The following is a 22,987-nucleotide window of genomic DNA, read 5'->3' on the forward strand; positions in this document are numbered from 1 at the left end:
CCATCTGTGGAGGAATTCTTAATATGTCAGAACATACTCTGAACCTGATTAAAGAAAAAGAAGCCCGCTGGGTTGATCTTCGATTCACCGATACAAAAGGAAAAGAACAACACGTATCTATTCCAGCATCAGAAGTTGACGAAGGCTTTTTCGAAGAAGGCAAAATGTTCGATGGCTCATCAATCGCTGGCTGGAAAGGAATTAATGAATCAGACATGATTCTAATGCCAGACGACAGCTCTAGCATTATTGACCCGTTTACTGACGAACCTACTGTTATCATCCGCTGTAACATTGTCGAACCATCTACTGGTCAAGGTTATGAACGTGACCCTCGTTCCATCGCCCAGCGCGCAGAAGAATACTTAAAATCAACAGGTCTAGGCGATACAGCATTCTTTGGTCCTGAGCCAGAGTTCTTTGTTTTTGACGATATCAAATGGGGCTCAGATATGAGCGGTGCTTTCTATAAAGTATCCTCTGAAGAAGCCGCTTGGTCATCAGAAAATTCTATCGACGGCGGCAATATGGGCCATCGTCCAGGCGTTAAAGGTGGTTACTTCCCTGTTCCTCCAGTTGACTCTCTGCACGATATCCGTGGTGCAATGTGTGCAGCTATGGAAGAAATGGGTTTAGAAATTGAAGTTCATCACCACGAGGTTGGTACAGCAGGACAGTGTGAAATTGGTGTTGGTGCAAATAGCTTGACCAAGAAAGCCGACGAAGTTCAGATTCTAAAATACTGCGTCCACAACGTTGCTCACGCTTATGGTAAAACAGCGACCTTCATGCCCAAGCCTCTAGTTGGCGACAACGGTAGTGGTATGCATGTTCACCAATCATTCTCTAAAGACGGCGTTAACCAGTTCGCGGGAGATGCCTACTCGGGTTTAAGTGAAACAGCATTGTTTTACATTGGTGGAATTATCAAGCACGCCCGTGCATTGAACGCATTTTGTAATGCATCAACTAACTCCTACAAGCGTTTGGTTCCAGGTTTTGAAGCTCCAGTTATTCTTGCTTACTCTGCGCGCAACCGCTCAGCATCAATTCGTATTCCATATGTGAGCGCGCCAAAAGGTAAGCGTATTGAAACACGTTTCCCTGATCCAACAGCGAACCCTTACTTGGCTTTCTCGGCATTGTTAATGGCTGGTCTTGACGGTATTAAGAATAAAATTCATCCAGGGGATTCAGCAGATAAAGATCTATACGATCTTCCTCCAGAAGAGCAATCTGAGTACCCAACAGTCTGCTCCTCATTCGAGCAAGCCTTGGATGCCCTCGATAAGGATCGTGAGTTCTTAACTGCTGGTGGTGTATTCTCAGACGATATGATTGATGCCTACATCGAGCTTAAAAAGGAAGAAGTTGAAACATTGAATATGACAACTCACCCAGTTGAGTTCTCTATGTACTACTCAGTGTAGTCCACTCGATAATTTTCTAATCAAAACCCGCGTAAGCGGGTTTTTTTATAGCTAGAAAATATGTTCTCCTCACCCACTGTCCACACCTAAAACCACACCATCCTATGCACCGAAGCTTAAGTATACGAGCAGGTGTCGCACTGTAGTTTAATCTATTTTAGGTCGATATTTTAAGCTTAACGCACTAAAAACATACACAGAATATAGCCCAACAAGAGAAATCACTATTTTGGTGCAAAAAATAGCTATACTGAATTTAGAGACTTAATGAACTTGGCACATTAGACAGAATAACGATGATAAAACCGTCACACTGCCTTTATATCTGCGTAACAGCATAGAGGAGGAAACCACCATAAAATGCGCCAACTAGCAAATAGATATGCTGTTTTTTCCTTTTATAGCAATATAAATATCCTTAATACACACTTAATCAAGATTTAGAAGGTTAAATGGTTCAAGGTTGGATTACAAATTGCATATTGCCTATAACACTATTTAAACCGATGACCCATGGTAGAGCAAGCAAGCTACAAACAAATCCTAGATAGCCTGACGACAGCCGTTATTGTGCTGGACTATCAGCTAAAAGTGTCCTATCTCAACGCTTCAGCCGAGTCACTTATGGGAATTAGTAGTGAGCACCTGGTTGGAAAGTCTATTGAAGTTTGCTTTGGTGTCAAAGATGGAACACCTAAATCCTTGCAAGAAGCCCTCGAGGAAAATCGTCATTTTACTCGCAGGCAAGTGTGCTGGAAACTGCATAATCAGCAAGAAGTGACCTTGGACTACACAGTCACACCGACACCTGAAATCGGCTATATCACCGTTGAGATTCAACCATTAGATCGTTTGTTAAGGATAAGCCGTGAAGAGGCATGGATCTCATCACAGGAGACATCTCGCAACCTAGTTCGAAGTATGGCCCATGAGATCAAGAACCCTCTGGGAGGTATCCGAGGCGCGGCACAACTACTATCTCGCGAACTGGGCGATTCTCAATTAGAGGAATATACCCGAATAATCATTGATGAAACAGACAGGCTGCGTAACTTAGTTGACCGCATGCTTGGGCCTCGCACACCGCCAGATATGGAAAGTCTCAATATTCATGAAGTACTTGAGCACGTTGTATCTGTTGTCAGGATGGAGGTTCAGGGTAACGTGGAAATCAAACGAGATTATGACCCCAGTATTCCGAATATTGAGGGGGACAAAACTCAACTAGTGCAAGCTTTTCTCAATATAGTGCGCAACGCAATTCAAGCATTAACAGAAAACCAAGAACAGCAAGACCCTAACGTTATCATTACTACACGAATAAAACTGCGCTACACCATTGGCAGAATCAACTACCCACTGGTGGTAAAAGTCAGTATCACTGATAACGGGCCGGGGATATCTAAAGACATCGTTGGCGATATATTTTTCCCAATGATTACAGGAAGAGCTGAAGGCTCTGGCCTTGGCTTATCTATCGCCCAGAATTTAATCGGTCGGCACTATGGCTTAATAGAGTGCAATAGTGAAACAGGCCATACAGAATTTGCCGTATATATACCTTTAGGAAAGAGACATGCATAAATCTAATGTAGTTTGGATAGTAGATGATGACCGTTCAATTCGATGGGTATTAGAGAAAGCCCTGCAAAATGCTGGAATCAATACTAATAGCTTCGAAACCGGCGATAAAGTACTGTCGCGCTTACAAAGTGAAAAGCCAAACGCGATTGTTAGTGATGTGCGAATGCCGGGAACTGATGGCTTAGCTATGCTCAAGCAAGTTCAAAATATTTACCCTGATCTCCCTGTCATCATTATGACGGCCCATTCAGACCTGGACAGCGCTGTATCAGCATACAAAGGCGGTGCCTTTGAATATTTGCCAAAACCCTTCGACGTCGATGAAGCCGTAGCTGTTACACAGCGAGCATTAGTACATTCCAATGAAGTAGATCCGATGGTAGCTGGAAGTAGCATGGTGCCAGCGGATGAAAATACCGACATCATCGGTGAAGCTCCTGCAATGCAAGAGGTTTTTCGAGCAATCGGCCGGCTTTCCCAATCTAATATTACCGTGCTTATCAACGGAGAATCGGGCACTGGTAAAGAGCTAGTAGCACGTGCACTTCACATGCATAGTCCTCGTCGTGAGAGCCCTTTTATCGCATTAAATATGGCAGCAATACCAAAAGATTTGATTGAATCAGAACTATTTGGTCACGAAAAAGGCGCATTTACAGGTGCCGGAGGCCAACGGCAAGGACGCTTTGAACAAGCGAACTCAGGAACATTATTCTTAGATGAAATTGGCGATATGCCAGCTGAAACACAAACACGGCTATTGCGCGTACTGGCAGATGGAGAATTTTATCGTGTAGGCGGACATACTCCCATTAAGGTTGATGTCCGTATCATTGCAGCAACACACCAAAACCTGGAAGATTTAGTGGAACAAAATCGTTTCAGGGAAGACCTTTTCCATCGCCTTAACGTTATTCGGATACATCTACCTAAGCTTGCAGATCGACGTGAAGATATTCCCAAACTTACTCAGCACTTCCTCAACTCTGCGGCCAAGGAGTTGAATGTCGAGCCAAAAGTGTTATCACAAGATGCTGAGGCATATATGAGCCGTTTGTCTTGGCCTGGTAATGTTAGACAGCTTGAAAACACTTGTCGCTGGATTACCGTGATGGCCTCAGGCCGTGAGGTACATATTGCCGATTTACCACCAGAGCTTGTAGAAACCAAAGTAAACGAAGCGCCCAGTGGCGACTGGGAAAAAGCATTGCGTCAGTGGGCTGACCAGAGTTTAGCTTGCGGACAAAAAGATATTCTTTCCGATGCAGTGCCTACATTTGAAAGAGCATTGATAGAGACGGCGCTAAAACATACTGCTGGGCGTAAAAGAGATGCTGCAAACCTGCTAGGCTGGGGCCGCAACACTCTCACACGCAAATTAAAAGAACTTAACATGACATCTAGCAACGAGGACACTGTTCAAGAAGCCCCTCAATAACATCTATGACGGGGCACTTCTACATAGACATCTCGACCTCTACGACGTTTTACCTTAAAACACTCTCCGTAGCTGTTACTTGTATAGTAGTGGCTGCGACGTTGGCGACGATAATGATCATCGGGACAATGACGATTGTGTCGATGAAATGCATGAGTCGCTAATCCACCTACCAAAGCTCCCCCTAGAAAGTAATTTCGCTCACGGCGACGGCGCTTGCGATCGTCGTACCTACGGTGATTACGGTGCTCATAGTGATGACGACGATGATGATTATAGCTATGGCCGCGACGTGAATCATGACGATGGTGCTCATAGTGCTGACCTTCGCGATACCTGCTTCTGCGATCATCATCATCGTCGTCATCTGCCTCAGATAAACCTGCTGCAAATAAACTGATACTGCCAATAAAAAATAACCAACTCAATTTCATCTCTAAAACCCTCTTGTTTCAGGTACAGTGCTAGTCTATGTATGTCCAGCTGAATCCGAGCTGAACTGTTTAACAAGCCATCAAATGAGAGACTTAAAGTTGACTTGTTCGCTTGTAGCCTACAAAGAGGAACATTAACTGAGCTTTAACAGTCGAAAGAGCTCAACGAGAATAGCCGTCGTAGCTGATGGTTTTGCTCTGCACAAATGACCTATACAATAAATAACTAGAGACCTACTAATGGAAAGAACTACGAGACGCCATACTTCGATATGTTGCTACTTAATAAAGTTGAAGTTTTTGCTATCACTACTCGTACTCTGCAGTGCGGCAAATGCAGCTAAAATTAAAGAGATTCAAACAATAGAAGGGATAAGTGAGTATTCACTTGATAATGGTTTACAGATACTGCTTTTCCCCGATGAAAGTAAAGACACAATTACCGTCAATATTACCTACCAGGTAGGATCAAAGCACGAGAACTACGGTGAAACAGGTATGGCTCACCTGCTTGAGCACTTACTATTCAAAGGGTCAAAGAAACATAAAAATATAACCAAAGAAATGACTGATCACGGTGCACAAGCCAATGGAACCACGTGGTATGAACGCACCAATTACTATGAGACATTTAAAGCAACCGAAGAAAATCTCAACTGGGCTTTGTCTATGGAAGCCGACCGGATGGTAAATTCCTTTGTTGCACAAAAAGATCTCGATAGTGAAATGACAGTAGTGCGCAATGAATTTGAACGTGGGGAAAATTCTCCAGTACAAATTTTAATACAGCGTATTTACTCATCAGCATTTGATTGGCATAACTATGGCAATTCAACCATAGGCGCACGCTCAGACATAGAAAACGTCAAGATAGAGAATCTTAGAAATTTTTATAAAAAGTACTACCAACCTGATAATGCGACACTTACCATCGCAGGTAAAATCGATAAAGACAAAACCTTAAAGCTCGTCAAAAAATATTTTGGCAAAATAAAAAAACCATCGAGAACCCTACCTGAATTTTACACTGTTGACCAAGTACAAGATGGTGAACGCAGTATTACTCTGCGTCGTGTCGGGGGTGAACAAGTAGTTGCGGCTGCTTATAAAATTCCTTCAGGTATCCACGAAGACTTCGCAGCACTAGATATTCTTTCCTCGATTTTAGGTGATTCGCCAACTGGGAGACTACACAAAAATTTAACTGAAAAACAATTAGCAACCGTAACTTGGGCATGGCCTAATCAGCAAAAAGAGCCGGGGCTACTTTATTTTAATGCAACGGTAGACGCTAATACAGATATTGAAAAAAGCACTTCTGCGCTACTTGAAACACTGGAAAATATCGCCCAAAAACCTATCACTAATAAAGAAGTAGAACGCGCAAAACGAAAAACCCTTAAACAAATAGAACTGGCGTTTAATGACTCCCAAAAAATATCGATTAATTTAAGTGAATGGATTGGTATTGGTGACTGGCGTATGTTGTTTATTAATAGAGACAGAATAGAAAAAGTCACCGCTGAAGATGTGCAAAGAGTGGCGAAGAAATACCTTATTTCCTCTAACAGAACTCTTGGACAGTTCTTACCAACAAAGGAGCCAGAGCGAGCAATAATAACTCAAGCTCCTAATATTGAAGAACTGGTTGAGGGCTACAAAGGTAAAAAAGTCATTAGCCAAGGTGAAGCTTTTGATGCAACTTTAGAAAACATATCGAAGCGTGAAATTAGAAATAAACAAGGTGGTATTAAAATTTCAGCAGTTCCAATTAAAACACGGGGCGAATCGGTATTTATAAACATTCGAGTAGGATTGGGCAACGAGAATTCTTTGCAAAATAAAAGCTCAGTTCATGAGTTAACTGCAGCTATGCTGTTACGTGGTAACAAGAGACTCAGTCGTGAAGACCTGCAAGATGAATTTGATAGTTTAAAGGCACAAGGGGGCATAGGCCACAATGCTCAATCGATTACAGCGTCCTATGAGACTACTAGGGAAAACCTTCCGAAAGTGATTGCTTTAATACACGAAGTGCTGACGACAGCTAGTTTTCCTGAGAAGGAGTTTAACCTCCTAAAAGCTCAGAAACTTTCAAAACTAAGTTCCGACAGCACCGACCCACAAGCCCTGGCTTTCAACAAGCTATTATCTAACTTAAACACCTACCCTGTAGGCCACATGTATCATGCGGAAACATTCGATGAATATCGCCAAGCATTAGAGTCCACTACATTAGAGGATGTAAAAAGCTTCTATAAAGAAAATTTTGGCAGTATGAATATTCAAGTAGGTGTCGCTGGCGATTTTGATTACAAAAACATTAACCAGCAGATATTTGATCAGTTCTCAGACTGGAAAAGCCAAATCAAATATAAAAGAGAGAAAGAGTTATTCCAAGACGTAGAGTTGTTCAACGAAAAAATAGAAACGCCTGATAAGAAAAATTCATTCTTTGTAGCGGCAAGAAATTTAGATCTTACTCATAAACATGAAGATGCGCCGGCTTTATACGTAATTACACGTATGCTTGGTGGAGGTTTTTTAAATAGTCGCTTAGCATCCCGAATTCGCCAAAAAGATGGCCTAAGTTATGGTGTAGGCGCGTTCCTACGTCTAGATCGTTTTAACGAAAATGGTCGCTTCTTCGCTTATGCTATAAGTGCACCACAAAATACAGAAAAAGTAGAAAAGGCATTTAAAGAGGAGATGCAGCGAGCATACGATGAAGGGTTTACGCAACAAGAGTTATCATCGTCTATAGAAGGCTTACTCGACCAAGCTAAAATAACACGTAGCGACAATAGAGTATTGGCACAAACCCTTAGAAGCTTTTATAACGATGAATTTACCTTTATTCAAGAAAAAGAAATTCAAGATAAGATACGCCAGCTTACAGTAGAAGATGTTAATCGTGTTATGCGAAAGTATCTCTCGCCCAAAACTATGTCGATTGTAAAAGCTGGCGATTTTGCTAGTTTGAAAGAGTAAGCTTATACAACCATAACAACAAAGAAATATAGTTTCTGAAAAAAGGCTTACCGCCTTTTTTCAGAATTTACCAGCAAAGTTTTTAAGATCCTTTCCTCTTTATCCATTAACATTAAACGCTGCGATTACTGGTAATTTTGCTGCGCGCCATGCAGGGAAGACCCCACCTATAAAGCCAATGACCAGAGCTAGCATTAAACCTTTTTGTAGTACCTCCAGAGAAATATCAAAAGAAAATACAATTTGCGAAAAGTTACTACTTAAGGTTGAGGCAGTAATGCCATCAAAAAATAAATATGCAGCAAGTGTTCCGACAACGCCGCCAATGCAAGCTAACACTAAAGCTTCTGCCATAGTTCCAACAAAAGCAGAGGCAGCACTAAAGCCGATAGCTCGCAGGGTAGCAATTTCAACAGCTCTCTGGGCAACTGACGTATACATAGTATTCAATGCACCAGATAGTGCCCCCAAAGCCATAATGATAGAAAGTGGCCAGCCTAAATAAAATAGAAAATCAGATGTACCTTTTGCTTGCTGACGAAAATAATCTTTTTCAGTTGTAATATCTAAATTCAACTGTGGATCATTTTCTATAAACGCTTCGATCTGAGAGATATCTCCCGGTGACTGCAAAGCAACTCTCGCCAACTGATAGGAGCTACCGCGATTAAATTGGCTTTGTAAAGTTCGAACATCCGTCCATAGTTCACTTTCAAAAACTGATCCCTGAGCCTCAAAGACTCCCACTACACGCCATTTTGCTTTACCTAACTTTATTTCGGAATTGAGATCAAAACCGTCGAATTCTCTTAATACACCTGCACCTACAACTATTTCATTCTTTCCCTCTTCAAACATCCTGCCTTCGACAATACTAATGTTTTCTCGCATAGCGACACCCCGGGAAGATAGTCCTCTGAAGGGAAGATTAACTTCTGTACCGGTAGTTTTTTTATAGCCATCCACAATGACATATAATTCGCCAGATAACATGGCCCCTGCATCATCCTTTTTTATCCCCGGCGCATTACCAAGGATATTTACCTGGTCACGCATTAACACGCTGTTTAGTTCGGCTTGAGCCCCATCTCGCATAACGATGGCTAAAGCGTTGGAGCCTGAGCCTGCTACTGTTACTTTAAAACCATTAGCCATAGCTAAAAAGGCCAGTAGCACCGCAACGACAACGGCCACAGCAAGAATAGTTGCTAATGACATCCAAAGCCTTTGTGGTAGGCTACGAATATTCATCGCAACAACCGCAGTTATTTGACGTAAAATACTATCCATCATTTCACCCCCGACTCAGAGCATCTATGGTGTTAAGTTTCATAGCTCGCCATGCGGGGAAAAAGCCTGTCACAAACCCCAGCATTAATATATATACCAAAGCTGTAGCAACCACATCTGATGTCATAACTAAGTTCGGCAACATATTTCGTATTTGCGGTACATTAGACAAACCTGACACAGCATAGTATGCGAGCAACATTCCAAGAACTCCTCCCAGAGCAGAGAGAAATACTGATTCTGACAATACCATGCGAAAGATTCTCCAGGACGGAAAACCCAAAGTTTTGAGCACTGCCAACTCCTGGGTTCTCTCTCTCACAGCTAATGCCATCGCATTGCCAACAATAAGCAATATTGTAAAAAATGCAGCTAAAACGACGGAGCTAATAATAAGTCCAATACTTCCAATCTGCTCGATAAAAGCTTTATTAAAGGCTTTTTCCGTGCTTGTTTCTGTCTCTGCAGCGGAGTTTGCAAATAATGCGTCGATTGACTTGGCGACTTCAGCGTTTATATCAGAGTTATCTGTTGTCAGTATTAGCCAGCCAATCCAATCACTGCCAAATGTTTGTGTTTCGATAAAGTATTTATAGTGAAACATCAAATAGTTGGTATCAGCTTGCTTATCTTTCGCAGTAAAAATTCCACTAATTATCATGTCCCAAACATGAGAACCATCTTCTTTAGAAAAAATATTTGACGAGATAGGAACACGATCGCCAATTTGCCAACCTTTACTCTTTGCTAAGGCTTCACCAACAACCATTCCTTGTCTTTCATTAAACCAATTTTCACGTTCCTCGGTAGATAATTGTAATTCCTCATATACCGCTAGATAGCTTTGTGGATCTACGGCAAAACCTACAATGGGTTTGCGCTGATCTTGGTGGTAGGCTCCAAACCAATTGGCATATGTTAGGTCTTTAACTCCATCAATCGCTTTTATTTTATTAACATAAGCAATAGGTAAAGGTTGAGTAAAGTTAATTTTGTTAACAACAATTAGGCGATTATCTGCTGACAATTCAATACCTGCATCAAACGCTCCCTTTAAAGCTCCCAATAAGCCAAATAAGAAAAAAGCAGTAAATACAGCAAAGCTATTTAAAATAAAACGCGTGCGATTACGAGTCAGATTTTTAAAAATTAAATATAGATCGTTCATACTGCCACCTCGGACGCTTGATCGACAAACATACCTTTATCAAGATGCAATGTGCGTTTAGCATATTTTGCGGCAGCAGGGTCATGAGTGACCATGATAATAGTTTTGCCAAACTCGGCATTTAATAATTGTAGTATTTCGAGAATTTCTTTTGCCGTGGCCCGATCCAAATCGCCTGTCGGCTCATCACACAGTAAAAAATCGGGATCGGATACCAATGCTCTGGCAATAGCAACTCGCTGTTGTTGACCACCTGATAGCTCTCGTGGAAGATGCTTAGCACGCTCATGTAAATCCACAAGTTTAAGAGCTGCCTCAATACTCTTTCTACGTTGATCGCGGCTCACACTTTTTAATAATAGAGGTAATTCAACGTTACGTTCTGCACTCAGCATTGGCATTAAGTTGTAAAACTGGAAAATAAAGCCAACGTGGTCAGCACGCCATTTTGTTAACTGTTCTTGGCTATACTCACTGATGTTTTTGCCATCAAAGAATATTTTTCCTTGGCTCGATTGATCAACACCTCCTAGCATGTTGAGTAAAGTGGTTTTGCCTGAACCTGAAGGCCCCATAATTGCCAAGAAATCTCCTTTTGGAATAGACATATTGAGATCGTCAAATATGGTGATGACTTCTCGACCTCGCACAAACTTTTTTGAAACGCTTTCGAGTTTAAATAGTTGTTCTTCACTCATTCTGTTACACCTCATTCCCCGTTTTGTAAGGCCTATTTTAGAAACGCTACTTTTACCCCCATATCAGGAAGTATTCTCTTGTCTTTAAGATCTATTTTAATACGTACTCTCACTGTCGCTTTGGCTCTATCGGCAGTAGGAATAATAGCGATAACACTTGCGGGAATATCCCATTGTGGATACGCATCTAAGTTAGCTACTACTCTCTGTCCAGAATAAACCCTTCGGATAAATGCCTCATTAACATCAACTTCTATCTCAAGAGAGCTCATATCCACGATGGTGCAAATTCCGGTACGTGTAAAACCGCCTCCAGCAGAACTAGGAGAAACGATTTCTCCAGGTTGAGCATTTTTTACTGTTACCACACCGGCAAAGGGCGCTCGTATAGTGTGGTTGTCGAAAACTTCTTGTTGCTGAGCTACCTGTAACTTAGAAACTTCAATATTAGCTTTCGTTGTTGCCAATGCCGAAAGCGCTTTTTCGAGATCTGCTTTGGCTCTTGTTAAATCTGCTTCACTTGAATAATCAACATTCTCTAGGTTTGAAACTCGATCCAACACTCGCCTGGCCTCATTGACATCAGCCTTGAGACTGCGCAGTTGCGCCTCTCCTACAGCTACCTGAGCTTTAGCCAAATCAAGATTTATAGCACTGACTGAGCCGTCAAGCTTTGCTAAAACCTGGCCTTGCTCAACTTGCATGCCTTCTTCAACTTTCACCTCAGTAATCAAACCCATGACCTCAGATGAAACGGTAGCGATGAGTCTAGCGGATACATATCCAGAGGCATTCAATATGGCGCCCTGCTTATTCATCCCTTCTTTACGCGCTTCTTCTTGAATAGCCATCTCTAGACGCTGTGTGTCCTTAGCTGCTTTCACAGATTTTATGAGGGTTCGCTTTTCCTCCTCAGGCAATAATTGAGCAACCACAGGGGAAACACTCTCATCTTTTGCCAAGTAGACTGCAAGCATGACAACTAATGCAGCACACAATACGGCAGCCAAGGTATTAAAAGATAACCTGTGCGCTTTTGGCTCACTTCTATCAATTTTGAGTTGGTTCAGTAACTCGCTTTTATCTTCTTTCTGTTGCACTCTTCTATCGAAACCTCATAGTTCATAATTACCCAGTGCCATCCATCTAACACGGCCCCATTATGGCTGTGAGCCTATCCAACGGAGCCTTCGGGAACAAGCGACTATATACAATATTCAATAACTACCATGCCAATGACTCTGCTGTATAAAAATAGATTGCCCATCAACCACTAATACAGAATAATTACACTCTGAATATAGGTTGCAAAGGTAGGCGACATGTTAATCGACAGTAGTACCAATATGGTTGAATCAGTGGAAGCCCATTATATTACTTCCTCTTCCGGCGATAAGTATTATGCCGAGATTCTCCATTTTGTTGGCGGCAAAGTCTTGGTTATTAGCCATAATGCCATCGCGTTATACAAAAGCGCAGCAGCAATCTCAGATCCATTAGGCAACGGTATTATCAAACTAGCGACTCTGCCTGACAGCATACGTTTTAACATGTCGGATACCCCGTGGGTAGTGCGTCATATCTCTGGCTTTATCGAGCTTATTGATCAGTACATCATCTTAATATTGCCCAATTCAATCCGCTTATACCGAGGCAAAGAAGATGCATTGAGAAATAGTAACGTCATATTAGAACTTCCTTTTGATGGCTCCGATTCACATACATGATTATCTGTCTCTAGGGACTGTTAACACTATAGTAATGATACTTTGAAGGAAATTGCATTGACTTTTGTCATATATATCAATGTAATATTTCACGGGGCAAAAACCAATTATGCTTCACAAGCCATAGATAGTAATAATTAAAACTCATTATCACTGAATGCTCATGCAACGTTTTACAAAAATTTTATTTAGTATTTTTACATTTCTTATCTTACTAACTTTCACTATATATTTAGGGGTCTGGGCAGCATCCCCCATGCTTATCCACCACTATGCAAATAAAGCATTGGCCCTATACAAGGTAAGCTTGTCGGAAAATACTACTGTTCGCTATAACCCTTTTACCAGTAATATATCTGTAAATAATTTAGCTTTCTTAAAACAAGATAAGACTTCATTGAAAATAGGAAAAGCCGAATTAGAGGTAGATCTACATAAATTGCTATTTGATACCATCTATATCAAAACATTTTCAATAGAGGCTGCAGATATAGATATTAGTGTATTTGATAACAAGCAAGAGATTGCAGGTATAGAGTTACCAGCATCGGAAAAATCCGAAGAAAAGCAGGAGCAGAATAATCAAAAATTTCCCTATACGATAGAAGCACCTAATTTATCTCTCGATGAAATGCGCATCAATATACATTTTAATGATGAGCTTTATACACTAGAGTTGAAAGAGCTTGATATAGATAAAAATCAAATAACTTCAGATTCACAATCGTTGAATATATCTCTAAAAGCACGTGCCGCACAAGGCGATGTTAATATTACATCATCGATAAATTTTTCAGAAAAATCGGGTAGTATATCGTCGAAGCTCTCAGTCAAGAATATCCAGCTAAAACAGTTTCAATCGCAACTAGCATCTCACTTAGATAGTCTAGATGGCAAGTTATCTGCTAACTTTCAGTCGGAGATAAAGATATCAAACAATGGTACAAATATTTCGAGTTCTAATACGAAACTGACCCTAGAGGATATTACTACGCAAAAAGAAAACTATAGTGCAAACATGAATAAGTATGCATTAGAGTTAAATAACCTTGAACTGCAAATAGCTAACGACGCTGTTTCGAATCTCATGATCACAGGCCAAACAAGCGTCGAAGGGCTCTCCCTAAGAAATACCTCCAATCAAGATACTCTAACTAGCTTGCAAGCACTTACTCTTTCTACAATATCTGTAAGTTCTCCAGGTTTACCTACACCAGAAAACATTGTTGCCGCTATAGATGAAATTAAACTGGTAGATTTTTTAGCTTCCCACAAAAACAATGAGCAACAGCTTCCTGCGTTGGCTGCCTTAAAAAATATGTCGGTGCAACAACTAAGCTTTTCTGAAAACAAACTATCTGTTGAAAAAGTAAACATAAGTAATCTGGATAGCCATATATTATTGGGGCAAGATAAATCTCTGACAAATTTAGTTGATATCCCCTCTCAAAACGAGGATCAATCTCAACAGAAAAGTAACAACTCTAAGGCTGCCTCTGAGCAGGTAGAACAAACTACCGGCAAAGAGAGCAATCTCGGCATAGTAATAGGAAATATTGTTATGCAGGGTGATAACACAGTGCATTTCCTAGACAAGAGTGTACAGCCGGAATACGAACGTACACTATATATAGATGAATTTAACATCGGTAATATAGACAGTCAGAGACAAGATCTAAGCCCTTTCCATTTTTCTGGTCGTAGTAATAAATATGCAAAGATCAAACTAGATGGAGGGATCGCATTATTTACTGACCTCGTAAATGCGAATGTAAAAGGTGACGTTAATGAGCTATCTCTACCGCCACTATCATCTTATGTAAAACAGGCGTTGGGTTTTGAACTAAAAAGTGGCCAATTAGATACCAATATTGATGTTGATATCAAGCAATCTAAGCTCAAAGGTAAAGTGGGCCTATTTATAAGAGGGCTCGATATGAGCTCTGCAGAGAGCAAGCCAGATCCATCTGTATTGAAGGAGCAAACAGCAATCCCTCTTAATGTTGCACTGGGTATGCTAAAAGATAAAAAGGGCAATATTAAACTCAATATTCCCATGAGCGGCAGCGTGGATGACCCATCTTTTGGGCTCAGTAGTTTTCTACTCTTGGTCACCAAAAAAGCCGCTATGTCTCAAGCAAAATCCTATCTTATGCAAACTTTTGTACCTTACGCAAGTGTAGTATCCGTCGCTATTAGTGCGGGAGAATTCGCGATGAAGTTGCGCTTTGAGAAATTACCATTTTCTCCGACGGCTACAGATATTGAAGAAACGCAGTTTAAATACATGGAGCAGTTCATTTCGCTTATGAAAGATAAACCTAAAACCCAAGTAAGAGTCTGCGGTTTTGCCACACCTGAGGATATTAATTTACCACCCGGAACTAAAGTAACTGAAGAAGAAGAGCTGGATCGTTTAAGAAATATCGCAAAAAAACGCGCTGAAAATTTTAAAGAATATAGTGTAGATGTAGGAAACTTAGAATCTTCCCGTATGCTGATTTGTAATCCGCAAATTAACTTTGGCAAAAAAGCACAGCCCAGGGTTGAAATTAAAATCTGACCTATTGATACATTTTTTAATGCACGCTTTTATGGATTAAATAACTGCTCGCTTGAACATATGGATATGTAGAATTTGTTTAGCCAAATAAAGCTGAAGCTTGCAGGATTACTGTTAGCATAAGCTTCTACTTTATTTATTACGCTACTGAAAGCATCGAGAATAAAGCAAGGGTAAATTCCTGCACACTTGGTCAGAATTTTATAAAAGAGTTTTGAAGATAGACTGAATAGTATTAGAAGGAGTTTAGGAAGCTATATATTGGAAAGAAACTAAGGGGTTTTACGTCTTTATAATTGCCATTAAATTATAAAAAATAAGCCATAGGCAACGCCGCCTATGGCTCTATTCCATCACATTAAGTAAGCTTATAGAACAATAATGTTCTCAGCTTGGGGGCCTTTTTGACCCTGAGTGACATTAAATTCAACCTTTTGGCCTTCAACAAGTGTTTTAAAGCCAGTGCCATCAATTGCACTATAATGTGCAAAAACATCAGGGCCAGATTCTTGTTCAATAAAACCAAAACCTTTGGATTCGTTGAACCATTTAACTTTACCAGTAGTCTTATTATTAGACATAGCCATATCCTATCAATTCAAGAGTAAGTATTACCTGTAAGGTAGTAGTGCTAGAAGTGGTGCTATTACTTATGAAAAAACAGGACGAGCAACTAAATAAAGTTTTTCGAGTTTACGTGCATAAATATAAGACATACTTCCAGATGGACACAATTATAAAACCTTTTAACCCTTAGTCAAACTAGAATTATATTGAATTGATGCAATAATTTGTTCAATTATCAAATCATAAGAATATCCATTCAAAAAAAATGTATTTGCTGCCAAATTAACCTTTCAAAATCCTATCAAACGATAAAATTATTTGATATTCGTGCATATCACTTAAATTTTTTTCGATAACAATTACAACAAACACTTTAAAAACTTGACCACAAATTTAGTACGACATTTTGTTATACAACGAACGGGCGGAAATGTCATAAAGACGAGTATTTATTGCCATGTATATAGAAAAATTATTTGAGACAGTTTATATGCTTTATGTTGATGCTTTCAGGCTAATGTTGCTAAATCTATTGTGCAATAATTTGAAGTCGTCAAATTGAAGAGTCATTGCTTTTAGTCAACTATTTTATAACTACAGGTATAGTTTGATTTGCTCCCGATACTATGACACCCTTAGCAATATTTAAATCTCCAATTAATGACAATCCCCTTAAACTATTAACGTGGTAATAAAGTTGAAAGTAGGAAAAGGGGGCGTACTATTTCTTGTAGAAAATAATGCTTGTAGACCCAGATTAGCTTGAACAAATATGTACATAACATTGCATAAAGAAAGAAGTTTTTCAGCCACAATATACTCTGTCTATGCATTACTATTATTGCTTACAGCATCTGTAACCAAAGCGCAAACGGATAAATTCCCCACTAGTGCTAGGGCGGAACAAGCTATTCTGAGAACACAGAAAGACTTAGTAACAGGCCTGCATAATAAAAATTTGACATATGGCTCACCTATTTTTATTCGAATTTTTAAGATCCCGGGGAAATTAGAACTATGGGTAGAAAACAAACAGAAGCAATTCAAGCTGTTTAAAACTTATGAAATATGTAACTTTTCTGGTGCACTAGGCCCCAAAATTAAGCAAGGAGACAGGCAGAGTCCAGAGGGATTTTATTTTGTCACGAAAAATCAACTCAACCCCTGGAGCCGTTTTCATCTATCTTTTAACCTAGGCTACCCAAATGCTTATGACCGCTACTACGGAAGAACAGGTAATTATCTAATGGTGCATGGAGACTGCGTATCAATAGGTTGCTATGCAATGACAGATAAATATATTGAGGAAATATACTCTATGGCAGTAGCAGCTCTTAAAAATAATCAGTCATTTTTTAGAGTTCACATCTTCCCATTCCAACTTACTGATAGGGTCTTAGTAAAATACAAAGATCATCGCTCATATGATTTTTGGCTAGAGTTAAAAAAAGGATACGATTTTTTTAACAACCACGGTTACCCTCCCAACGTGGAGGTAAACAATGGACATTATACATTCACCGATATACGTAGAAGCCTCAATTAACTCCCTACAATCAAGCAGCAATTAAGCTACTGTTAATAACAATTATTGTAGATTGCTCTGAAACTAATCTTATAGAGCAATGTTATGAATGCATTAAAATCCTACTGGATTTTATTACTCATATTACTTCTATCTCGGGCAACCTTTGCAGAGATTTATGTTGGTACAGCTGTTGGCTCAACAGATTATTATGGTACAGATAAAGAGGTTACTTCAATTGAGCTAATCGGAGGTTATCGTTTTAACGATAACTTTGCACTTGAAGCTTCTTGGCTGGATTTTGGTGAAGCGACAGTTGACCTCAATAGCCTGGACGAAACAAAGTTTTATATAGAAGGAACAAGTTTATCGCTGCTCGCATTTATTCCGGTTTTTCACGAACTGGACGTATTTATAAAAGCAGGATTATATTGTTGGAATTTAGAATCACCTGATATTACTACCAGCGCCTTCATTCGTTCGAAAAACAACGACAACAACTCTGATGCAATATACGGTGCAGGAATTTCTTGGTACGCTTCGAAAAATATTGCACTGCGCATCCAGTATCAAGAGCTGGATATATTAAATGAGAACATTAAAAATATAAGTGCTGGTTTTGCCTATTCTTTTTAAGTAATAAGAAAAGTTTTCTTTAAGAAGTTAATAATATTAATTTATTAAAGAAAACTACAACAGACACTATAATAGCTAAATAAGTAAGAGTTCACTTATCATGTTTAAATAAAAATGCTTTTAATCTGTATATTTAAGTAAGACGCAATAGAGGCCGTCAACATCAATGCTTTAGACGCCACACTGTTTACGCCTATCGTAAGAATCACACCAGATATCTATTATTCCTTTTTTTTCTTCGTTCTTGTCATCATGCTTGTGCTCAACAATATAATGGCAAGATAATAATGTCCGCTAAAGAAAAAAGACACGCAGCGAAGATCTATGAAGTAAACAACTGTTTAATTGACTTGGGTCTTAAGGAAATTACTTGTTATAACGAAGTGTACCGGCCCGACGATGAGACTCTCGACACTTTGGTTTATTTGATAGAAAACCGAGATCATGCCATCAGTATTGATGAACTGAGGCGTGAATTATGGGGCGATCAAGACGTGAGTGAATTTGAAATTGTCCGCAGCATTATGCAAGCACGTAGAGCCATCAACGATCAGAACAATAATTCAACTATTAGGTATGTAGAGAATCTTCCGGGGTATTGTTTCTGTGGGGAAGTATTTGAAGTGGAAATAGGCTGCTAAATTTATATCAGCCTATCTGCCTTGGTACGCCTACATATATATTCTGATTGACTCGATGCACTTCGTTGGCTTATCGACAATACATCGTTTTGGAAAAGTGTTATTTTGGAGCTGGGTCTTTTTTAGTAACCATACGAAAGTAAATAGTATCCGTTTCGTCACCGTTAAACTGTTCACCAAGCTTGATGTTGCCTTGCCCAATCAAAGGGTAGAAGCTTTCCTTAATAACAAAACTCTCGTTACGGCCAATGCGTATAAAAGTGCCATTAGTACTTCTATCTAGTAGGCCTATTTGATTATCATGGACTTCTATCGAGCAGTGCACCCGAGACGCCACGTCACTGCTAACCACTAGCTTACACAATTCATCATCTCGACCAAATAAGATAGGCAAATCGGCTTTAGAGAAAGACATTTCTTTGCCATGAAAAAATAATTCGATATGGGTTGCTGGCGAATTAACTTTACTTAATATCTCAGTATTGAATTTTGCCGCGATGGTTTGGTCTTGCTCTGACATTGTTCTTCACCAATTAACTTTAACTACTGCAATTACTACTTATTATTTTGCCACTTTATTCGAGCCATCGGAAGTGTGTTTCACGTAGCAATTTAAATAAATCGATGACGTACACTACTATCCATCATGTTTCTATAATGATATTTGACGACACGACACTCATCTGAGGCAGCCCCTGACTATAAGTATATCTCCGGCTCACCATAATCGCTTTAAAAAGCTTTTAACTCTAACTATCCACCCAACATCACTTGTCACAGTGTCGCTAGGCTCACTTTGGTTAAGACGAAAAACTAACTCCATAGCGCCAAACTGCAAGCGATCACCATGCTGTAACTCAACATCCGTCTGCGCTTTGCCATTAATAATGACTTCACTGGCATTATCGCTAACACGCAATTGATACAAGGATTCGAGTTTAGTTATCCATGCATGCTCCCTTGATACGGCGGGATCGCGAATACAAATATCGGCCTTATCATCACGCCCAATACTCCAACAGGTCACATTATCATCACTTCGTAGCTCAAATAGCTTACCTCGAATTGGAGCAGTCATTGCAATTATACGTGGGCCAGAACCAGCATCTAGATCTTGTTGATGTTTTTCGTTAGTCTCTGCATATTGATCCATAGCGTTAAGACCTATATGCCGAGTTCTATCTGCATCCAAATCCTCTTCTAGCACCTCCACGGAGCTCTCTTGTTCCGGCACCAGGCGATCGGCAACATGCTCAGGAATTGTGCTTTTAGCTTCAGAACTCAGTAAGTCAGGCCCTGCAATTTCGTCATGCCCGGATATCTCATTTTGCACGAGCCCTTGATTACCCGGAGGGCTATCAGAAGATTTAATATCATTGGCCCCTATACCAAAAGGGCTAGCTTCCTGACGTGATAAAGGAGTTTGAGCCTTTAAACCTGAGGCTGCAAACTCAAGAAACTCTTTCATATCATCTGAAGGCTCTTGCATACTCGCCGCAGCCCCATTTAGGTTCGCCGATGGCGTTTGTATACCCGCTGAAGTCCCGATCTTCGAACCAGCTGCATAGGCGTTAATTTCAGACTCCAACGAATGCTTTTGATCATCACCGAATTTATTCGGTAAATGAGGTGTATCGGATACTTGAGAAGCAGAGCTACCAAGAGCAGAACGCAGAGACCTTGGGGCTTTTTCTACAGGGCGATCAAGTAATTCTGGAGGTGCGACCAGTATAGTGTCATCAGCATTGCCAGAACGAGAAGTAGTCACACGGTAACAAACACTATCGAAACTAATTTGATCGCCCAGGCCAATATGGCTGCGATGACGAACTTGCTGACCATTTATAAATGTACCATTAGAGGAGCCAAGATCTTCCAAGTACAAGCCATTCGCACTGACAAACAGCTTGGCATGATAGCGAGAGATCCTTGGTGAGTTCAGCTGTATATCGCACTCCACCTCGCGGCCAACTAGCATTTCACCCACCAACTCATGTAATTTGCCAGTGCTCTCACTGCGCAAAGCTAGTGAAGTCCTTTTTACAGGCTGAATTCTTGTGAGATCATCCATTGTTTTTTCTACCTCGCAGGCATATCAACGTATCCATATCATTTTGCTTTTACATAATTGAATAGGTAGACCGATAAACTTTCGGTTAAAGTCAATATTAGAGCATATCTGGGGCTAGGATTGCTAAAAAAAGATACACTTGCACCAATAGAAGATATAAAGTGTTGACCGAGACAATAGGATAGTGGAACCATGTGGACAACGATTAACTTTTATAAATACATCATCCCAAGCCTATTATTCTTGTTACTGCCTTGCACATCTGCAATAGCAGATACTTTCGCTCAAGCCTTATCTAATGCAGCTATCGAGCGCACCAAGCACCACGTTATATACGATGGTTCTTACGTTTCTATCCCCTACCCTAACGGTGATGTTGCCGCCAATATAGGTGTATGTACCGATGTTGTTATAAGAGCATACCGAGCACTAGGAATCGATTTACAACAGGATCTGCACAAAGATATTTCGGCAAACTTTCATGTGTACCCAGCAAACAAGATTTGGGGACAAACAAAGCCAGATACAAATATTGATCACAGACGTGTGCCTAACCTCCAAGTATTTTTCTCACGTCATGGAGACACCTTAGTAAAAAGTGATAAGCCAGAAGACTATCGAGCAGGAGACATTGTCACTTGGATGCTACCAGGTAACCTTCCCCACATTGGTATCGTGACCCATAGGACGAAAGGTGTAACCAATACCCCTTTGATCGCACATAATATAGGGTCGGGGCCAGTGTTAGAGGACATTTTATTTAACTATAAGATTACAGGTCACTATCGCTTTGGCGGATTAGGGTCACATTAAACTTGGTAAACTGTATCGTTTATGTATCACCTTTTGGCGCCAAAATTTGCATAAGCCAGTATTATCATGTTAAATGTAAAATGAAGTGAAATGTAACGCCAAATTGATGAAAAAGTCCTCATCAGTGCGTAATATTAACTTCATGCAAGGCGCTCGCGATGAGCCTAGCGCCTGAGCCACCTGCTATGTGGTGGGCTACCAACGGCATGTTGGGCGACCTAAGGTCGACAGATATGGATACTCGCTCAGGCCTAGTATCCGCGTCACCTGCCAAGTGGTGAGCTGCTGGGAGGCACCCCAGCACCCGGAGGGCACAAGCACCCGGAGGGCACAGGCACCCGGAGGGCACAGCACCTAAAAAGAAAATATTCTTCCCTAGCGTATCAATTTAAATCCATCATAAAAATTATGATTTATCTTGTTTACTGAGACCTGTTAATTTGCGGATAATACGCAGCTATTTTCAAAGCTTTTATCAACGCAAATATATCCCTACCTTTCAGGATGTACTACAAGAGGAAGTTATCGTGCCACGTTATATGTTTTACTGTGTATCTATAGTTATTTCACTACTATCGCTTAGTGTTTATGCTGGCTCGCCTGTATGGAAAGTATCCAAAGACAATCATCACCTATATATTGGAGGGACTTTTCACCTGCTCTCGAACGATGATTACCCTCTGCCAAAAGCATTCGATAAAGCTTATAAGGAATCTTCTGAGTTAATATTTGAAACAGATTTAAGTGCGCTGCAAACGCCTCAGTATATGCAAAAACTGACACAAATGATGGTGTTTTCTGATGGCAGCACCCTGCAATCGGCTATCAAACCAGCAACGCTAAAAGCCTTGACAGCCTACCTTGAGTCTCGCCAGTTACCACCAGCACAATTTGCTACGCATACCCCCACAGGCATTGCACTCACAATATCGTTAATTGAGATGCAAGCAATAGGTATGAAGCCTGAGGCTGGCGTGGATCAGTTTTTCACCTCTCTTGCAAAAAATGATAAAAAAGCGCTGGGGCAGCTTGAAACTCCAGATGAACATATTGCCTTTCTCTCTGGCTTAGCGGAGGGTAAAGAAGACGAATTTATCATGAAAACACTTAATGACATTGGTGAGCTACCCCAAATGATGGGCGAGCTAAAAGCGGCTTGGCGTGATGGAAAAAACCTAAAACTAGAAGAGCTTGGAATAAAGCAGCTTCAACAGGAATTTCCTAAAATATACAGTAGCTTATTGGTCAAACGGAATAATGCCTGGATACCAAAAATAGAAGATATGATGAAAGATGCTAATACAGAATTTGTTTTAGTGGGAGCGCTGCACCTCGCAGGCAAAGAAGGACTTGTGTCTATGCTGAAGGCAAAGGGTTATAAAGTAGAAAATTTACAATAAACACTGACCAA

The 22,987-nt window shown here is 40.4% G+C and carries 20 protein-coding genes; 12 read left to right on the forward strand and 8 right to left on the reverse strand.

Annotated features, from left to right (window positions below):
• Positions 1-23 precede the first annotated feature (23 nt).
• From glnA to glnG, 3 genes are all read left to right on the forward strand, one after another.
• Positions 24-1,430 carry a glutamate--ammonia ligase gene (glnA, locus tag BVC89_RS24490; RefSeq protein WP_086933730.1) on the forward strand — a complete coding sequence of 469 codons (1,407 nt, stop codon included), beginning with the start codon at positions 24-26 and terminating at the stop codon, positions 1,428-1,430.
• Positions 1,431-1,943: 513 nt separating this feature from the next.
• Positions 1,944-3,014, forward strand: coding sequence for a nitrogen regulation protein NR(II) (gene glnL, locus BVC89_RS24495; protein WP_086933731.1), 1,071 nt, complete (start codon positions 1,944-1,946; stop codon positions 3,012-3,014).
• A complete protein-coding gene (gene glnG, locus BVC89_RS24500) occupies positions 3,007-4,452 on the forward strand; it encodes a nitrogen regulation protein NR(I) (protein ID WP_086933732.1) in 1,446 nt (481 codons plus the stop codon). The genes glnL and glnG overlap by 8 nt, the downstream gene beginning before the upstream one ends.
• On the opposite strand, the gene BVC89_RS24505 is transcribed toward glnG, so the two are convergent.
• A complete protein-coding gene (locus tag BVC89_RS24505; protein ID WP_086933733.1) occupies positions 4,446-4,886 on the reverse strand; it encodes a hypothetical protein in 441 nt (146 codons plus the stop codon). The genes glnG and BVC89_RS24505 overlap by 7 nt on opposite strands.
• Before the next feature lie 300 nt (positions 4,887-5,186).
• Here BVC89_RS24505 and BVC89_RS24510 point away from each other — a divergent pair, with 300 nt between their 5' ends.
• Complete coding sequence (locus BVC89_RS24510) at positions 5,187-7,877, forward strand: M16 family metallopeptidase (RefSeq protein ID WP_216825042.1); 2,691 nt, start codon at positions 5,187-5,189, stop codon at positions 7,875-7,877.
• 99 nt (positions 7,878-7,976) lie between these two features.
• Here BVC89_RS24510 and BVC89_RS24515 read toward each other — a convergent pair whose 3' ends face one another.
• Genes BVC89_RS24515 through BVC89_RS24530 form a run of 4 tightly spaced genes read right to left on the reverse strand, consistent with a single transcriptional unit; the run spans position 7,977 to position 12,133 of the window.
• Positions 7,977-9,170, reverse strand: a complete 1,194-nt coding sequence (locus BVC89_RS24515; RefSeq protein WP_245929218.1) for an ABC transporter permease — start codon at positions 9,168-9,170, stop codon at positions 7,977-7,979.
• 1 nt (position 9,171) lies between these two features.
• Positions 9,172-10,335: an ABC transporter permease gene (locus tag BVC89_RS24520; protein WP_086933735.1), complete on the reverse strand. Its 1,164-nt coding sequence runs from the start codon at positions 10,333-10,335 to the stop codon at positions 9,172-9,174.
• Positions 10,332-11,033, reverse strand: coding sequence for an ABC transporter ATP-binding protein (locus BVC89_RS24525; RefSeq protein WP_086933736.1), 702 nt, complete (start codon positions 11,031-11,033; stop codon positions 10,332-10,334). The genes BVC89_RS24520 and BVC89_RS24525 overlap by 4 nt, the downstream gene beginning before the upstream one ends.
• A gap of 32 nt (positions 11,034-11,065) precedes the next feature.
• A complete protein-coding gene (locus BVC89_RS24530) occupies positions 11,066-12,133 on the reverse strand; it encodes an efflux RND transporter periplasmic adaptor subunit (RefSeq protein WP_245929220.1) in 1,068 nt (355 codons plus the stop codon).
• 222 nt (positions 12,134-12,355) lie between these two features.
• On the opposite strand from BVC89_RS24530, the gene BVC89_RS24535 reads away from it, so the two are divergent.
• Positions 12,356-12,760, forward strand: a complete 405-nt coding sequence (locus BVC89_RS24535) for a hypothetical protein (RefSeq protein ID WP_086933737.1) — start codon at positions 12,356-12,358, stop codon at positions 12,758-12,760.
• Between the two features lie 163 nt (positions 12,761-12,923).
• Complete coding sequence (locus BVC89_RS24540) at positions 12,924-15,323, forward strand: DUF748 domain-containing protein (RefSeq protein ID WP_483860574.1); 2,400 nt, start codon at positions 12,924-12,926, stop codon at positions 15,321-15,323.
• A 368-nt stretch (positions 15,324-15,691) separates the two neighbouring features.
• On the opposite strand, the gene BVC89_RS24545 is transcribed toward BVC89_RS24540, so the two are convergent.
• A complete protein-coding gene (locus tag BVC89_RS24545) occupies positions 15,692-15,904 on the reverse strand; it encodes a cold-shock protein (RefSeq protein WP_086933739.1) in 213 nt (70 codons plus the stop codon).
• Positions 15,905-16,662: 758 nt separating this feature from the next.
• Here BVC89_RS24545 and BVC89_RS24550 point away from each other — a divergent pair.
• The 3 genes from BVC89_RS24550 (at position 16,663) to BVC89_RS24560 (ending at position 18,692) form a co-directional block, all read left to right on the forward strand.
• The gene (locus BVC89_RS24550; RefSeq protein ID WP_245929222.1) at positions 16,663-17,436 is read left to right on the forward strand and encodes a L,D-transpeptidase family protein; all 774 of its coding nucleotides are present in this window, start codon (positions 16,663-16,665) and stop codon (positions 17,434-17,436) included.
• Between the two features lie 84 nt (positions 17,437-17,520).
• A complete protein-coding gene (locus tag BVC89_RS24555) occupies positions 17,521-18,051 on the forward strand; it encodes an outer membrane beta-barrel protein (protein ID WP_086933740.1) in 531 nt (176 codons plus the stop codon).
• A 287-nt stretch (positions 18,052-18,338) separates the two neighbouring features.
• Positions 18,339-18,692, forward strand: a complete 354-nt coding sequence (locus BVC89_RS24560; protein WP_086933741.1) for a winged helix-turn-helix domain-containing protein — start codon at positions 18,339-18,341, stop codon at positions 18,690-18,692.
• A 100-nt stretch (positions 18,693-18,792) separates the two neighbouring features.
• Here the strand turns inward: BVC89_RS24560 and BVC89_RS24565 are convergent, their stop codons facing one another.
• Together BVC89_RS24565 and BVC89_RS24570 are read right to left on the reverse strand one after the other, a co-directional pair.
• Entirely contained in the window at positions 18,793-19,212 is a 420-nt protein-coding gene (locus BVC89_RS24565; RefSeq protein ID WP_086933742.1) for an FHA domain-containing protein, read from the reverse strand.
• Between the two features lie 198 nt (positions 19,213-19,410).
• Positions 19,411-20,763 carry an FHA domain-containing protein gene (locus BVC89_RS24570; protein ID WP_086933743.1) on the reverse strand — a complete coding sequence of 451 codons (1,353 nt, stop codon included), beginning with the start codon at positions 20,761-20,763 and terminating at the stop codon, positions 19,411-19,413.
• A 192-nt stretch (positions 20,764-20,955) separates the two neighbouring features.
• Between BVC89_RS24570 and BVC89_RS24575 the strand changes: the two genes are divergently transcribed.
• The 3 genes from BVC89_RS24575 to BVC89_RS24580 all read left to right on the forward strand — a co-directional run bounded on the left by BVC89_RS24575 (position 20,956) and on the right by BVC89_RS24580 (position 22,976).
• Positions 20,956-21,576 carry a DUF1287 domain-containing protein gene (locus tag BVC89_RS24575; RefSeq protein WP_086933744.1) on the forward strand — a complete coding sequence of 207 codons (621 nt, stop codon included), beginning with the start codon at positions 20,956-20,958 and terminating at the stop codon, positions 21,574-21,576.
• A gap of 158 nt (positions 21,577-21,734) precedes the next feature.
• Positions 21,735-21,857: a hypothetical protein gene (locus BVC89_RS30630; protein WP_281260975.1), complete on the forward strand. Its 123-nt coding sequence runs from the start codon at positions 21,735-21,737 to the stop codon at positions 21,855-21,857.
• A 246-nt stretch (positions 21,858-22,103) separates the two neighbouring features.
• Positions 22,104-22,976 carry a TraB/GumN family protein gene (locus BVC89_RS24580; RefSeq protein WP_086933745.1) on the forward strand — a complete coding sequence of 291 codons (873 nt, stop codon included), beginning with the start codon at positions 22,104-22,106 and terminating at the stop codon, positions 22,974-22,976.
• Positions 22,977-22,987: the final 11 nt, after the last annotated feature.

The organism is Agarilytica rhodophyticola (genome assembly GCF_002157225.2).
GTDB classification, from domain to species: Bacteria; Pseudomonadota; Gammaproteobacteria; order Pseudomonadales; family Cellvibrionaceae; genus Agarilytica; species Agarilytica rhodophyticola.